15 protein-coding genes are annotated in these 14,838 nt (G+C 34.8%); 10 read left to right on the top strand and 5 right to left on the bottom strand.

The window, feature by feature from the left end; translation table 11 throughout:
• Positions 1-153: 153 nt before the first annotated feature.
• Positions 154-690: a helix-turn-helix transcriptional regulator gene (locus tag NK356_RS14040; RefSeq protein ID WP_253317264.1), complete on the bottom strand. Its 537-nt coding sequence runs from the start codon at positions 688-690 to the stop codon at positions 154-156.
• 969 nt (positions 691-1,659) lie between these two features.
• On the opposite strand from NK356_RS14040, the gene NK356_RS14035 reads away from it, so the two are divergent.
• Positions 1,660-2,769, top strand: a complete 1,110-nt coding sequence (locus NK356_RS14035) for a M14 family zinc carboxypeptidase (protein ID WP_034697663.1) — start codon at positions 1,660-1,662, stop codon at positions 2,767-2,769.
• Positions 2,770-3,022: 253 nt separating this feature from the next.
• Here the strand turns inward: NK356_RS14035 and NK356_RS24165 are convergent, their stop codons facing one another.
• Both NK356_RS24165 and NK356_RS14030 read right to left on the bottom strand, forming a co-directional pair.
• Complete coding sequence (locus tag NK356_RS24165; protein ID WP_301287991.1) at positions 3,023-3,145, bottom strand: hypothetical protein; 123 nt, start codon at positions 3,143-3,145, stop codon at positions 3,023-3,025.
• A 179-nt stretch (positions 3,146-3,324) separates the two neighbouring features.
• Positions 3,325-3,822: a DUF4920 domain-containing protein gene (locus NK356_RS14030; protein WP_253317263.1), complete on the bottom strand. Its 498-nt coding sequence runs from the start codon at positions 3,820-3,822 to the stop codon at positions 3,325-3,327.
• A gap of 142 nt (positions 3,823-3,964) precedes the next feature.
• On the opposite strand from NK356_RS14030, the gene NK356_RS14025 reads away from it, so the two are divergent.
• The 5 genes from NK356_RS14025 (at position 3,965) to NK356_RS14005 (ending at position 11,692) form a co-directional block, all read left to right on the top strand.
• On the top strand, positions 3,965-5,377 hold the full coding sequence (locus NK356_RS14025) for an APC family permease (protein ID WP_034697668.1): 1,413 nt from the start codon (positions 3,965-3,967) through the stop codon (positions 5,375-5,377).
• Positions 5,378-5,534: 157 nt separating this feature from the next.
• Entirely contained in the window at positions 5,535-5,975 is a 441-nt protein-coding gene (locus NK356_RS14020) for a GPW/gp25 family protein (protein ID WP_002979175.1), read from the top strand.
• 24 nt (positions 5,976-5,999) lie between these two features.
• The gene (locus tag NK356_RS14015; protein ID WP_253317262.1) at positions 6,000-7,883 is read left to right on the top strand and encodes a type VI secretion system baseplate subunit TssF; all 1,884 of its coding nucleotides are present in this window, start codon (positions 6,000-6,002) and stop codon (positions 7,881-7,883) included.
• A 326-nt stretch (positions 7,884-8,209) separates the two neighbouring features.
• Complete coding sequence (gene uvrA / locus NK356_RS14010) at positions 8,210-11,041, top strand: excinuclease ABC subunit UvrA (RefSeq protein ID WP_034697674.1); 2,832 nt, start codon at positions 8,210-8,212, stop codon at positions 11,039-11,041.
• A 246-nt stretch (positions 11,042-11,287) separates the two neighbouring features.
• Entirely contained in the window at positions 11,288-11,692 is a 405-nt protein-coding gene (locus tag NK356_RS14005) for a hypothetical protein (protein ID WP_034697677.1), read from the top strand.
• A 283-nt stretch (positions 11,693-11,975) separates the two neighbouring features.
• On the opposite strand, the gene NK356_RS14000 is transcribed toward NK356_RS14005, so the two are convergent.
• Positions 11,976-12,518: a hypothetical protein gene (locus NK356_RS14000; protein WP_253317261.1), complete on the bottom strand. Its 543-nt coding sequence runs from the start codon at positions 12,516-12,518 to the stop codon at positions 11,976-11,978.
• Positions 12,519-12,641: 123 nt separating this feature from the next.
• On the opposite strand from NK356_RS14000, the gene NK356_RS13995 reads away from it, so the two are divergent.
• The 4 genes from NK356_RS13995 (at position 12,642) to NK356_RS13980 (ending at position 14,391) form a co-directional block, all read left to right on the top strand.
• On the top strand, positions 12,642-13,154 hold the full coding sequence (locus NK356_RS13995) for a DUF421 domain-containing protein (RefSeq protein WP_034697682.1): 513 nt from the start codon (positions 12,642-12,644) through the stop codon (positions 13,152-13,154).
• A 5-nt stretch (positions 13,155-13,159) separates the two neighbouring features.
• Complete coding sequence (locus NK356_RS13990) at positions 13,160-13,651, top strand: GNAT family N-acetyltransferase (protein ID WP_034697685.1); 492 nt, start codon at positions 13,160-13,162, stop codon at positions 13,649-13,651.
• A 222-nt stretch (positions 13,652-13,873) separates the two neighbouring features.
• Positions 13,874-14,053 carry a hypothetical protein gene (locus tag NK356_RS13985; RefSeq protein ID WP_051934501.1) on the top strand — a complete coding sequence of 60 codons (180 nt, stop codon included), beginning with the start codon at positions 13,874-13,876 and terminating at the stop codon, positions 14,051-14,053.
• Between the two features lie 77 nt (positions 14,054-14,130).
• On the top strand, positions 14,131-14,391 hold the full coding sequence (locus tag NK356_RS13980; protein WP_081906509.1) for a hypothetical protein: 261 nt from the start codon (positions 14,131-14,133) through the stop codon (positions 14,389-14,391).
• 40 nt (positions 14,392-14,431) lie between these two features.
• Here NK356_RS13980 and NK356_RS13975 read toward each other — a convergent pair whose 3' ends face one another.
• Positions 14,432-14,746 (bottom strand): DUF4286 family protein, encoded by a 315-nt coding sequence (locus tag NK356_RS13975; protein WP_034697690.1) that lies wholly within the window; start codon positions 14,744-14,746, stop codon positions 14,432-14,434.
• Positions 14,747-14,838 lie beyond the last annotated feature (92 nt).

The raw sequence follows: 14,838 nt of genomic DNA, 5'->3' as shown, positions 1-14,838 counted from the left end.
TAAAAACTATAATTATAGGAACAGATGATCATAAAAAAGAAAAACTCTATCAACTGGTATCCTGTAAAAATTTTAAAAATAAAATAAAGCAATAGCTTTAGTTTTCTTCTTCAAATATTTTTTAACCTGATCATTTTCTTTGATCAGGTTTTTTTAAGGCTCAAAACTTTCGAATTTTCCGTTTTCGTAGAACAGAACAATACGTTTTATTTTACTTTGTTGATTACCAAATAGTTGACCTAAAATATGATCGCCGGAATTTTCTAATCGCTGAGAATCCGATATTTTTTCTGGAGCTTTATCCTGGGTTGGTATAACCGATTCTCCAGAGGTTGATTTTGGAGCTTCTCTTTCAGTTTCATCACTTCCAAATTCATCATCATCATTCATCATCGTGAAAAGGTCGGGTAGTGGAGTTGTCTTTATTTTTTCCTCTTCGGGATATTCTTCGTTAATTTCTGATTCGGGCAGCTGGGATTTCAGCATCTCACCTTCACCGGTAACCAGCCAGTCCCAAAGAAGTTCCGGGAAACGGGATTTTATTTTTATGATAAATTCAAGAGACGGTTTGTTTCTTCCTGATGTGATATGCGAAATAGACGAACGCTGTACATCAATCTCATCAGCAAACTCAGAAGGAGTAAGATGAGAATACTCTATAATTTTGGAAATTCTTTCATTTAAACTCATAAAAATAAGTCATTAATTATTTTACAAATGTAATATATATAATTTACAAATGCAAAATACAAATGTAAATAACTGAAGATTTTCTTTGTATACATTTGTAACTTAATTTTAATTATTTTAAAATCAACTATTTATAGCTAAATTACAATTGTATTTACTTATTAGACTAATGTACCATTACAATGCTCCACAGATTATTTATATCTATTAAAAGACTTTTATTTTTCCTAAATACTGGTTTAAAAATGTAAATTTAGCCCATTGATGGAGTTATTTTGTCCATTAAATATCCTTAAAAATAGAATATACATTATTAAACTACTTAAATCATTTCTGGAAACAGAATTATCGATAAATACCTCATATAATGCATATAAAAGCATTTTTATCAGAATTACATTGGTAAATTACTGTTGTAAATACACCATTTTAAGCCCATATTGGACGAAATTGAAAGGAAAATAGTATTCCTGTTAAACTACTTATTTTATTAAAGATTAAAACTCTTATAAAAAGTGTTATTTGAGTTATTTTCAGAAATCTGTTTGGTTATTTACTGGTTTTACATATGTATACACCGTTAAACAACAAGGTTATCCACAATGTATATGTTTAATAAAATAACTCTTAAATGACGAAAAAAAGCCTTTTTATCACTTAAAGCATCATTATAAAAACAATTGAGATGAATTTCATAAATGACTGAATTTTAATGTTTTAAATGTATTAAATTAAATTATTCGCAATCCACAATTTTATCCACAGACAATTTGTCTTGCAGTACTGTTTAATGATGTTACAAGTGTTAACTTGTTTTTAGAACTCTAAAAGCAACCAATTTAAACCTTGTAAACAATTTTCAAAACAGATGTCAAATGTAAATTTGTTAATTTTACCAATATTTACAAATGTTAATTTAAGTTTTTGACTAAAAATGGCTAAATTTGATTCTTGTAAACTATTCCTAAAATGAATTTTGAACAGATCTATTCTCAAAACCCCGATTTCTCAAATCGCTATATTTCCCCTGAAAAATTATTTTCTTATCTACAGACCAATCTCAGCGATTATATTCAGGAGATCGGAACATCCTATTTAGATAAACCTATTTATCAGTTAAGCATCGGAACCGGAAACATTCAGGTATTGGCCTGGTCACAAATGCACGGAAATGAATCCAATGCTACTCATGCAATGCTTGACCTTTTAGTAAGTCTTGATAAAGCTCCGGAGCTGAAAGAGGATGTGTTCAGTAAAATAAAACTTGATTTTATATTCATGCTGAATCCGGACGGATCTGAAAGATGGACCAGACTGAATGCTGCTGATATTGATCTGAACAGAGATTTTCATAACGAAGCCAGTAAAGAGATTAAATTCCTGAAAAAAGCAGCCGCTTCCAAAAAATATGATTATGCACTCAACCTTCATGAGCAGAGAACCATATTTACTACAGATGGAATTCATCCTGCTACACTTTCCTTTTTGGCACCTTCCGAAAACGTAGAACGTACCGTTACTGAAAACAGAAAAAAATGTATGGCAGTTATTGGAAGTGTGTATAACCATTTAAAAGAAATGATTCCCAACCAGATTGGGAGATATTCTGATGAGTTTTATCCGACTTCTACCGGAGATAATTTTATCAAAGCAGGAATGCCAACCATTTTATTTGAAGGTGGACACTTTGTAGAAGACTATACCAGAACAGGAACAAGAAAATATTATACAATTGCTCTTTATTATGCATTGAAAGCAATCAGTGAACTGAACTCTGATATTACAGGATGGGAAACTTACCTTGAAATTCCTGAGAACCAGGAAACGCATTATGATATTATTTACAGAAATGTAAAGCTGAATACAGACCATGAATGTATCCTGGATATAGCCGTTCAGTACAGAGAGATCAAAGAAGAAGGGAAAAATGAAATCTCTTTTATTCCTTTTGTAATGGAAGCAGGTGATGTAAAACAAAAGAAAGGTTGGCTGGAAATAGACTGTACCGGAAAGAAATTTATTTCTGCAACTAAATATCCGAAACTGGATAGTGTGGTAGAATTTAAAATTGAAGATTAAAGAATTTAAACCATTAAGAGGTAATAAGATTTGAAGAGTATTAAGAGAAGCTTCGCTTTAAGCTTTACTTCAGAATGATATATCTTAACTATCCTTTGTTTCTTAAGTTCTTATTATATATCCAGCACTAAGTTTAAACAACTCTAAAAAAATAAAGCTGATAATTTAAATTATCGGCTTTATTTTAATTATTTTCTATAGTTATTTCCTGTAATGAATTAATATTAAATTAAAAATATAAACTAATTTAATATCAATAGGAATGGGCTTTAGCCCATTTATCAATAAAAGTAACAGCCATTGGCTTCAACCAAATATGGTATAGTTTCCCACAGATTCCACAGATTTCCACAGATTTTACCTTTGGAAAAAGCATGATACCGATATTTTTAATGTTAATATAACATATAGTATTAGCCTTGTCATGCTGAGCCTGTCGAAGCATCTATCATCGGAAATTCAATAGAAATGGGCTTTAGCCCATTGAATGCTAAAAAATATTCATCTGGCTTTAGCCAAAACCTAATTTTATAAATTTTATTCAATAATTAAAGTTTACTTAACCACTTTAATTCCGTTCGCTACAAATCTGATCTCTTCTTTAGGCTGTGTAATTGCATCAATTTCAGACTGAGGTTTCTTAGCATCTTCCGCATAGTGCTTCTGCTCATTGACAGAAGTTACTTTTCTTTCTGCATTTCCTTCCAATACTACATTCTTCCCTTTTAAAGCTGTAGGTACGAAGAAAGCATAGTCTTTCATTTTTACAAAAAACTTAGAATTATCTTCTGTCTGGATGGTAAGCCAGCAACCTTTTTTGTCACATACGTCGGTTACTTTTCCTTTAATAGATACATTCTCAACTTTTTTGTTGTCTTTTTTAAGCTGCTTATTCAATTTATCTACGGTGATCGCTTTGGATTCAGCAGATGAAGTAACCTGACTTCCATAAGTATCACCTACCAAAGCTTTCCCTTCCGGCGGTCCGGATTGAGCAAATGCTAATGAAGAGCTTGTTAAAGCGGCAGCAAATAATAAAACTTTAAATTTCATGTTTAATATTTTTCTCAAAAATACTAATTAAAATTGAATCATAAAGGAATAAAAAATGACAAAAAACAGGTGTTTTGATGAATTTTCAACAAATTTGAAAATCAAAGACAGATTTGATTATATTTGACCCCTATACTTGACTATGCAAAAAAAACTGAAACTATGGGATGCCATCATGCTGGTGATGGGATCTATGATCGGAAGCGGGATCTTTATTGTAAGCGCTGATATGATGCGAAACCTGGGATCAGGTTTTTGGCTGATTATCGTATGGGTAATTACAGGAGTGATGACCGTAGCAGCCGCCATAAGCTATGGAGAGCTGTCTGCACTGTTTCCGAAGGCCGGAGGGCAATATACTTATCTGAAAGAAATCTTTGGTAAAAGAATGGGATTCCTTTACGGATGGGGATTGTTTACCGTAATACAAACCGGAACAATTGCAGCCGTAGCAATGGCTTTTGGTAAATTTACAGCGTATTTGATTCCTTCATTAAACGATGCTGCCCCTATTTTCCAGAGTGGTGAATTTAAAATTACATGGATACAGATTCTGGCAATTGCTGTAATTCTTTTGCTTACGTACATCAATACCAGAGGAGTAGAGAGTGGAAAAATTCTTCAGAATATCTTTACCGGTTCCAAAATTATTGCATTGTTAGGTTTAATTGCTGCCGGTTTTATACTGGTAGACCTTTCTCATTTAGCAGAAAATTTCAGCTGGGGAACAGATTCTTTCAATAATCTTAAAAAAGATTTGAGTGGTAATTTCCTTAAAGAAGGTTGGGAACCCATCGGAGGAATGACTCTTTTAGGCGGAATTGCTGCTGCCATGGTAGGATCTGTTTTCAGTTCCGTTGCCTGGGAAAGTGTAACATTCGTTTCCGGAGAAATTGAAAACCCTAAAAAGAATGTTGTAAAATCAATGATTTACGGTACATCTGCTGTAATGATCCTTTATATTGCTGTAAATTATGTCTACTTAAATGCACTGGACAGAGATGGGATTGCATTTGCAGCCAATGATAGAGTAGCGGTAGCAGCATCCCAGAATATTTTTGGAAGTGCAGGAACTATCATCATTGCTTTATTAGTTATGATTTCTACGTTTGGATGTAATAACGGATTGATTCTGGCGGGAGCAAGAGTTTTTCAGACAATGGCAAAAGACGGAATGTTCTTTAAATCCGCAGAAAAAAATAATAAAAATGAAGTTCCTGAAAATGCCTTATGGATGCAGGGAGTTTGGGCTTCCATTTTGTGTTTGAGCGGGCAGTACGGAAATTTATTGGATATGATCTCTTTCGTGATCGTTCTGTTTTATATGATTACGGTTTTTGGAGTGATTTATTTAAGAATGAAACAGCCGGAACTGGAAAGACCTTATAAGACATGGCTTTATCCGGTAACACCTGTTATTTACCTTGTAATCGGAACTTGTTTCTGTATCCTGTTGCTTATTTACAAACAGCAGTATACATGGCCTGGTTTTGTTTTGGTATTGCTGGGACTTCCCGTGTACTATTTTATCAACCGAAAAAAAGCAAATGCTTAAAATAACATAAAAATATAACAGATTAAAGGGCTTTCAATTCAGTTTGAAGGCCCTTATTTTTGAATAATATTTAAAGTATTGTAATCATTATTTGTCGAAAATGTGTAATTTGGTATTTCGTTTTTAAAACAGGACCATGAAGTAAAAACAATAAGCTATGGATACACCAAATTACAGAATGCCTTTCGTACCGTCTACTTTAATGACCGAAGGCGGAAGTATCGATACCTGCGATATGGGAGAAAGTATTGCCCACAATATTATGCTGCTGATCACCACCAAAAAAGGGGAGAACAGATATGATGAAAACTATGGAAACGATGTTTGGAACCTTGAATTCGATAATGGAGTTACAAGTGCCATCTGGGAAAGCGTTTTTATCAAAAGCTTAAGGAGACAGATTCAGGAATATGAACCAAGAATCGTAAACCCGCAGATTGATGCTCATATACAATTCGTAGAGCACAGTTACGATACTAAAGAACACACCGAAATTAAAAAGAAAGTAAGAATTGCCATCAATGCAAAAATGGAAGAAACAGGAGAACGTTTTAGTTTTTCCACAGAATTGTTTCTAAGTCCGATGTCTATTGATTAATATTTTTAACAGCGAAAGAAAATTATGAATTTAGATCAGAATATTTATTCCAAAGAATCTGTAAAAGCAAGAATGCTGCAGAATGCAACAAAGGTATGGGGATTGAGAAGTCCACAGTCTTTAGATCCTTTTGTAAAACTGTTGATAGATGCATTCAGTACAGAAGTTTTCAAAGCGAATAATGAAATACAGACGGTAAATGCCCGTATACTGGAAAAACTGGCAAAATTACTTACACCGTCCATCTATACCCATCCGATTCCGGCTCATTCTGTAGCTTTTACGCAGCCTTATGAGTCTTCTGAGATTTTATTGGAACACACGGAATTTTTCTTCCGTAAACAGATGACTTCCACTGTAAAATCAGAATCAGACAAGCAGCTGAACATTCCTTTTACTCCGGTAGGAAATGTAAGAATCAATAAAGTTCATACTTCTATCATGTTTGTAGGAAATACCTGCTACAGCATCGATGATAGATTCAATAAAATTCCTATTGCAAGATTTCAGGGAAAACCTGAAGATTACAGGAAAATTACAATCGGAGTAGATGTAAGCAAATATGTAAGTGAAAACTTTCCGAAATATCTGAGCATATTCTGCTCCAATCCGGCTTTTGAACACCTTGATTTCGTATACAAATTATTGCCTTACATCTCTGTAACAAGTAATGGAAATCCTCTGTTTGTAAGAGAAGGATTAAGCTACCTTACAGAAAGTCAGAATGATGGTTATGAGCAGATGTTCAAAGAGCAATCCATCAGAAATAAGGTGATTGAGGATATTAAAAGTATCTATCGCCATAAATTTATTGAAGTAACGGGAATCTCTCAAAGTCTGTTCTCAGAACCGGGACAGCTTCCACAGAACCTTGATTTCCTCGCAGGAAAAGAAGAAATTTCTAAATTCCTGGACAATAAAAGTTATCTGTGGCTTACTTTTGAGTTTCCACCACAATTTTCAGCAGAAATCTTAGATAATTTCTCATTTGTCCTGAATGCTTTTCCTATCTATAACAGAGGTTGGAAAAAAACAGAATACAGCCTTGATATCATGGGGAATAATATTCCTTTGGTAACAGACGAAGGAGAGCATTTCCTTTATGTAGATGAAGTACAGGATGGTGACGGAAGAAAATATACCGAAATTCCTTTTACTCCGGCTGATGATCTTAAAAAAGGATTGTATACTGTAAGAAAAGGAGGAATGGAACGTTTCACCAGCAGAAACGCTGTGGATATGATTGCTAATGTACTGGAATTGACCAGAGATGAAATTGCAGCATTTTCCCTCTTGAACAGAGATAATGTAAAAGGAGTTCTCAGCGAAATGTCTGATAAAATGAAAACCATGGTGCAGAAAGTAAACAATGCCAAAAGGAATATCAGACAGGAACTGAATTATGTAATCATGGAACCTGTAGAAAAAACAGATCATACTTACGCTTCTTTCTGGGTAACACACTGTACACTTGCCAATCATATGCGACCAGGAACTGAACTTTCCAATCAGCTGAAATCTCAGACTGTGGTATTGCTTACAGAAACATTAGGAGGATCTGAAGAGCAGAAAGGAACTGATAGTATTCAGGCTTACAAATATGCACTGACGACCAGAGATAAGATCATTTCTTTGGAAGACGTTAAGAATTATTGCCGCATGATTCTGAAAGATGAGGTAAGAGAAGTAAGAGTAAGAAGAGGAACCATGATCAGCAACAAACCAAAAGAAGGATTTGTAAGAACGGTTGAGGTAGAAATTGTTCCCCAAAACTATTCTTTTTACGGAAGAGCCTATTGGGAAAATATGGCCAATATCATCAGAAACCAGATTATTGCCAAAGCCATTGACGGAATTGAATATATTGTAAGAATTACCAATGAAGATGTTGATTTCCAGGATATATAATTTCTTTAAAAATAAATAAGTTTAAAATATAAATGCCGTATCAATTGCGGCATTTTTGAATGATATCAATAGGAACGGGCTATTATCCTGAGCATAGTCGAAGGGAGCCCGTTTTTTAATAAATGAGCTTTCCATTGGCTTCAGCCAAAACATAATGATCTGAAAAATAAGAAATCATTCCGGAAAAATTCAATAACAACGGGTTCAATACGTTAACAAAACCTAAGAATTTTTTATGAAACTTTTATCCCTTTTATATTCAAAAAAAGTCTATAAAATTTCGTATTTTTGCACGTTGTGATTTTCAGGCAAAGTCACTCCAAATTATGAGCAAATCAACAGAATATATAGAAGTTTACGGAGCACGTGAACACAATCTTAAAAATATTAATGTAAAAATTCCACGTAATGAATTGGTCGTGATTACCGGCCTTTCCGGAAGTGGAAAATCGTCATTGGCTTTTGATACCATTTTTGCGGAAGGCCAGCGTCGTTATATCGAAACATTCTCTGCCTATGCACGTCAGTTTTTAGGTGGGTTGGAGCGTCCTGATGTAGATAAAATTGAAGGACTTTCTCCGGTTATTGCTATCGAGCAGAAAACAACCAATAAAAATCCGCGTTCTACCGTAGGAACGGTTACTGAGCTGTACGACTTTCTGCGTCTTTTGTATGCAAGAGTTTCGGATGCTTACTCTTTGTCTACAGGACAGAAGTTGGTAAGCTATACCGAAGATCAGATCCTTGAAACCATCAAAGAAAACTATAAAAAAGAAAAAATCATGCTTTTGGCACCAGTGGTGCGTTCCAGAAAAGGACATTATCATGAACTCTTTGTTCAGATGGCTAAAAAAGGCTACGGACAGGCAAGAATTGATGGTGAGCTGCAGGATATTGAATATGATTTAAAACTTGACCGTTATAAAACCCACGACATCGATATCGTTATCGACCGTTGGATTATCGGTGAGAATGCTTCGGAAGGCAGAATGGAAAAATCATTGCGTACTGCAATGGAAATGGGAGAAGGCATTATTGGAATTCAGAAACTGGGAAGTACAGATATCGAATACTTTTCCAAGAACCTGATGGATGCTGAAACCGGACATTCTTTGGCACTGCCTGAACCCAATACTTTCTCATTCAACTCTCCAAAAGGAAGCTGTCCGAATTGTAAAGGTCTTGGAACCATTAAAAAGATCAATACCGATTATTTCATCGATAATCCTAAACTGTCAATCAATCAGGGAGGATTATTGCCTTTGGAAGATATCAAATCCAACAAGTGGATTCTGTCACAAATAAAAAATATTCTTGAAATCTTCGGATTAGGATTAACAACACCTTTGCAGGATATTCCGGAAGAAGCACTGGATTATATCTACAACGGATGTCATAAAGAATTCAATAAAGACCTGAAATACGCAGGAATTACCAAGAAAATAAAAATTGGTTTTGATGGTTTGATTGCTTTCATGGAAGAAATTATTGATGAAAGAGAATCTTATGAAGCCATTTTACTGGAAAGACATTTCACCACAGAAGAAACCTGCCCGGAATGTCATGGAACCCGTCTTCAGCCTTCAAGTTTAAGTTTTAAAATTGATGGAAAAAATATTGCGGAAGTTAATGGATTAAGCTTAGCAGATTTAAAAGACTGGTTAGCCGACGTTAAAGATAAATTCTCAGAAAAAAATAAAATCATTGCTCACGAGATCTTAAAAGAAATTGAAACCAGACTTCAGTTTTTACTGGATGTAGGGTTGGATTATTTAAGTCTGAGCAGAAGTTCAAAAACCCTTTCTGGAGGAGAATCACAGAGAATTCGTCTGGCAACACAGATCGGTTCTCAACTGGTCAATGTATTGTATATCCTTGATGAGCCAAGTATCGGGCTTCACCAGAGAGATAATGAAAGACTGATCCATTCTCTGAAAAACCTGAGAGACATCGGAAACTCAGTATTGGTGGTAGAGCATGATAAAGACATGATTCTTGAAGCCGATGAGGTACTGGATATTGGTCCGAGAGCAGGAAAATTCGGTGGAGAAATCCTTTGGCAGGGAAAACCAAAAGACCTGTTGAAAGCAGATACCATCACTGCTCAGTACATCAATGGAAAAAGAAAAATTGCAATTCCTGAAGAAAGAAGAGCAGGAAGCGGTAAAAATATTGTTTTAAAAGGAGCTACAGGGAACAATCTTAAAAACGTAACCCTGGATATTCCTCTTGGAAAACTGGTTGTAGTAACCGGAATTTCAGGAAGCGGAAAATCTTCTTTGATTAACGGAACATTGTATCCGATCCTTAACAAACATTTCTACAGAGCGGTTCAGGAACCGTTACCATACAAAAAGATTGAAGGGTTAGATAATATTGATAAAATTGTAGATGTAGATCAGACTCCAATCGGAAGAACGCCACGTTCGAATCCTGCGACCTATACCGGAATGTTTACCGATATCAGAAACCTTTTTGCAGAACTGCCGGAAAGTAAAATCCGTGGGTATAAGCCAGGAAGATTCTCTTTCAACGTAAAAGGCGGAAGATGCGAAACCTGTCAGGGTGGAGGATTAAAAGTGATCGAAATGAATTTCCTTCCGGATGTATACGTACACTGTGAAACCTGTAACGGGAAACGTTTCAACAGAGAAACCCTGGAAGTTCGTTACAAAGGAAAATCAATTTCTGACGTATTGGACATGACGATCGATGAAGCGGTAGATTTCTTCCAGCCGATTCCTAAGATTTTTGCAAAAGTGAAAACATTACAGGATGTAGGTTTGGGATACATTACGCTTGGACAGCAATCGACCACCCTTTCTGGAGGTGAAGCGCAACGTATCAAGTTAGCAACCGAACTGGCGAAAAGGCAAACCGGAAACACCCTTTATATCCTTGATGAACCCACTACAGGACTTCATTTTGAAGACGTGAAAATTCTGATGGATGCTATCAATCAATTGGTAGAACTAGGAAACTCATTCATCATCATCGAACATAATATGGATGTCATCAAATTAGCAGATCATATTATTGACGTAGGACCGGAAGGAGGAAAGTATGGCGGACAGATCGTTGCACAGGGAACTCCTGAGGAAATTGTGAAGTCTAAGAAAAGCTTGACAGGGAAGTTTTTGAAGAGGGAACTGGAGTAGATTTCAGAATAAAAATAGAGATAATTATTGGCTAAACTTAAATAGTTTAGCCTTTTTTATGCTTAAAATAACCCTCCAATATTAAATTTTCAATTATTTTTAAAATTTATTACATTGATAATCAATTAATTAAATTTTAATGTTAAGCCAATGTTAACTGAATGTAAAATTAATATGAATTATTTTTAATAACTTTGGTTAAGAGATACAAAAATAGGTTAGTATAACATTTAAAACCAGTTAGTTATGAAAAATAGAATTCAAATAGTAATGGCTTCACTTTTCGTTTGCGGATTTGCCACTGTTTTGAACACCGCTAAAGCTCAAACTACAGATCATAATACCATTCAGGAAATTCAACTGAGTAGAAGTGAAACGTTTAACGATATCAGAAATAAATTAGAAGCCAATTTTGACCTTACCAACCCTGATTACAAGCAGGGAACCGTAAACTCAGTGGTGAAATTTGATATTGCCAAAAACGGAAAAATTGTAAATGTTCACTCCAGTGGAGACTGTAAAACCGTAAGCAAAGAAATTGAAACGGTATTAAGTGATCTTGATTATAAAGTAGACCGCAAAAAATTAACTGATAATATGGTTGCTTATACTTACGTAATGCCTGTGACAGTAGAGATCCACAGCAGATAGTATTCATAGCATATTATTCAATCATGTGTGAATAATGAAAACTTATCAGATTAAGTTGTAATAAACAATAAACCGTAAAGTTTTAGTTTTGGGCTACCATAAAATTAAAACTATATGAAAAATTTTAAAAAGCTGACAAAATCAGATTTGAAGTCAGTGTACGGAGGAGCACCAGTAAAATACTGTACATTTTGTGAATGGGCAAATAAAGTAATTTGCAGTGATATTCCAATCGTTCAATGCCCTTAAAAAAATAAAGCCGCTTTTATAAGCGGTTTTTCTATTATTTTGTACTTTCAACAAATTCTGTTAATCTTGCTTTAAGATCTTTAGAATTTCCTATCTTATCAAAAGTAACATTATCTACTCTCCATCCTTTATCTGTATGGGGCAGATGTACTGTATCCATCCAGGTTTCTTTAGATGAACCCATATCATATTCAAAGGATACCAGTGCTTCAGCGGTTTTATCCTGTATCTTGACAGACTTGATGGTGTAACTTGTGAACCCTTCATACAAGCTGGAGAAAATAGCTCCTTCAAAAATTAAGGGCTTTTCATCAGGATGATCACTCTTTTTTACCCTTTCAATATCTGCTTTTGAGGCATTTATAGCATTATCTAAAACTTTTTTTAAATCCTGAGAAAACAAAGTATCCGGAATCGGCTGGTTGTAAATTGCTTCATTAGATTTGCCATACTGAGTATACAATTCATTTACTTTTTCAGTAATGGCTGACTCTGGAGATATGACAGGCTGAGGTTTGTCTTTTTTGCAAGACACGAAGAACAGGAATATTCCTAAACAGAGAAATAGTTTTTTCATTTGATATTATTTTTTTTGTGGTGTTTATCAGAATCCCAAGCTCAAAATGTATACCAAAATCTGTCCGTAAAATATTTTTTACGAATCGCAAAAATCGATACATTTGAGTAGATAAAAAAAATTGTGGATCCTATTCTTAACGTTGCTGTCCGTTCCCTTTGCGTTTACCTTTTTATGGTGATTGCAATCCGTTTATTTGGTAAAAACCAGCTTTCTCAGCTTAATGCAGGGGATGTTGTACTATTATTACTTATTTCAAATGCTGTTCAGAATGCAATGGTAGGACCTGATACCTCTCTTCAGGGCGGGATTATTGCGGCATTAGTTTTGTTTGTTGCTAATTTTATTCTGAAAAGGATTATGTTTTCCAGCCGTTCCTTTCAGACTTTTATGGAAGATGAACCTGTTATTTTGATTAGAGATGGAGTAGCGGATCAGGCAGCTTTAAACCGGGTAAAGATTACAGAAAGCGAATTGGAAGAAGCGATCAGAGAACATGGGATTGAAAACATCCATAATGTAAAGCTTTCTGTGTTGGAAGTGGATGGAAATATAAGCGTGGTTTCTCAGGACGAGAAGAGTAAACAGACGCATTATTCAAGAATTAAAAGAAAACTTAAAAGAAAATACCATTAAATACGATGAATTACGAACTAAGAGAAATGCTTCCCAATGATGAAGCCCGCGTTCTTGAGATTTTCCGTCAGGGAGTAGATGGCGGAATTGCCACATTGGAAACAGAAGTTCCCACAGCTGAAGCCTGGAGCATGGAATATTTCAATGACTGCCGTTGGGTACTGGAAAATGAAAATAATGAAGTAATAGGATGGTGTGCCCTGAAACCGGTCAGCAAAAGAGAATGTTTTAAGGGAGTCGCAGAAGTAAGCATTTATTTCGATAACGAATACCAAGGTAAGGGATTGGGTTCGGTATTGCTTAAAAAGATCATTTTGGATAGCGAGGATCACGGATTCTGGACATTACAGACTAATATCTTCTCCGAAAATGAAATGGCCATCAAATCTCATCAGAAAAACGGTTTCAGAATGGTAGGAGTCCGTAAAAAAATAGGAAAGCTTAATGGAGAATGGAAAGACCTTGTTCTGATGGAAAAAAGAAGCGAAGTCATTTAAAGAATTATAAATGATGAATTATAAATTATAAATGATGAATGATGAATTTGTTTGATAAGCACATTAGTCTCCATAACAAAATTCACCATTGACTTGCGAAGCAAAATTGACCATTGACCATAAAAGGCTATATGCTCCAACCTTAAACCTTGAACTTTGAACCTTGAACTTTGAACTTTTGGCATTACCCTTGTTATATTAATAAGTGAAAAAATAGAAATAATGAAAAATTTGATTAAAGTTACAGGAGTCCTTATTGTGATGTTTATGCTGTCATCATGCGTAGTTCATGACAATGGAGCCAGAGGAAATACAATCCCTCCAGGGCAGGCTAAGAAAGTGTTTGGAGGAAGTGCAAAAGATTATGCTCCGGGACAGGTGAAAAAGAGAAGTGGCTATTAATAGGTTCATGAAATTAAAATATTAACAGCCTTTTTTAACATACATTAGCTTAATTTCAATTTCTTTTGGCATTAACATTGATATATTTCGCTATCGAAATTGAAAAAGTGAAAATAATGAAAAGTATGTTGAAAATTGCTGGGGTAGCAGTAGTTGTTTTAATGCTGTCCTCTTGCGTGGTACATGAGCATCATGGAAGAAGAATGCCACCCGGGCATGCCAAAAGGTATTATGGCGGAAGTGCAAGGTACTATGCACCCGGCCAGGTAAAGAAAGTGTATATTTATGACGATCGTGGTCATCATCACAAAGGTCGCGGTCATGGACATCACAGATAAAAAAGAAAAGCACTGAATTTTTCAGTGCTTTTTTTATAAATTATAATCTCGATTTTTTCGGATTAAGGAAAGTATTAAAAACCATCACTTCCTGTCCAAACTTTTTCTCAATTCTTTCAGAAATATTTAAAAGCTCACTTTTAATGAAATCTTCACGTAATTCTTCATTATCAAAAATTAACAGGAGATTATAATTTTTTCCTTCCTCGATAAAGTCACTGTGTACCTCAGAAAGAATATATTTGTTGACATCCATCAGGTTTTCAGTCATTAAAACCAATGTTTCATCAATATAATTTTCCCATTCTTCTAGGTTATCTTTCGTGCAGTGGAAAGTTATACTTAATACGCTCATATTTTTATGAATTTTTAAGATTTTTTTGGATAAATTCTACAGCAAAAATCGGCATTTTTTTCGTAAATTAGCCCGTTAATAAAAATTGGAAA

It is taken from the genome of Chryseobacterium sp. S0630, from assembly GCF_024158915.1.
Classification (GTDB): Bacteria; Bacteroidota; Bacteroidia; order Flavobacteriales; family Weeksellaceae; genus Chryseobacterium.
This window is presented reverse-complemented; position numbering and strand designations above follow the sequence as displayed.

Coding starts and splice junctions, on each gene's coding strand:
- NK356_RS14040 (WP_253317264.1), bottom strand. CDS start 690: ATGAGTTTAAATGAAAGAATTTCCAAAATTATAGAGTATTCTCATCTT.
- NK356_RS14035 (WP_034697663.1), top strand. CDS start 1,660: ATGAATTTTGAACAGATCTATTCTCAAAACCCCGATTTCTCAAATCGC.
- NK356_RS24165 (WP_301287991.1), bottom strand. CDS start 3,145: ATGCTTTTTCCAAAGGTAAAATCTGTGGAAATCTGTGGAATCTGTGGG.
- NK356_RS14030 (WP_253317263.1), bottom strand. CDS start 3,822: ATGAAATTTAAAGTTTTATTATTTGCTGCCGCTTTAACAAGCTCTTCA.
- NK356_RS14025 (WP_034697668.1), top strand. CDS start 3,965: ATGCAAAAAAAACTGAAACTATGGGATGCCATCATGCTGGTGATGGGA.
- NK356_RS14020 (WP_002979175.1), top strand. CDS start 5,535: ATGGATACACCAAATTACAGAATGCCTTTCGTACCGTCTACTTTAATG.
- NK356_RS14015 (WP_253317262.1), top strand. CDS start 6,000: ATGAATTTAGATCAGAATATTTATTCCAAAGAATCTGTAAAAGCAAGA.
- uvrA (WP_034697674.1), top strand. CDS start 8,210: ATGAGCAAATCAACAGAATATATAGAAGTTTACGGAGCACGTGAACAC.
- NK356_RS14005 (WP_034697677.1), top strand. CDS start 11,288: ATGAAAAATAGAATTCAAATAGTAATGGCTTCACTTTTCGTTTGCGGA.
- NK356_RS14000 (WP_253317261.1), bottom strand. CDS start 12,518: ATGAAAAAACTATTTCTCTGTTTAGGAATATTCCTGTTCTTCGTGTCT.
- NK356_RS13990 (WP_034697685.1), top strand. CDS start 13,160: ATGAATTACGAACTAAGAGAAATGCTTCCCAATGATGAAGCCCGCGTT.
- NK356_RS13985 (WP_051934501.1), top strand. CDS start 13,874: ATGAAAAATTTGATTAAAGTTACAGGAGTCCTTATTGTGATGTTTATG.
- NK356_RS13975 (WP_034697690.1), bottom strand. CDS start 14,746: ATGAGCGTATTAAGTATAACTTTCCACTGCACGAAAGATAACCTAGAA.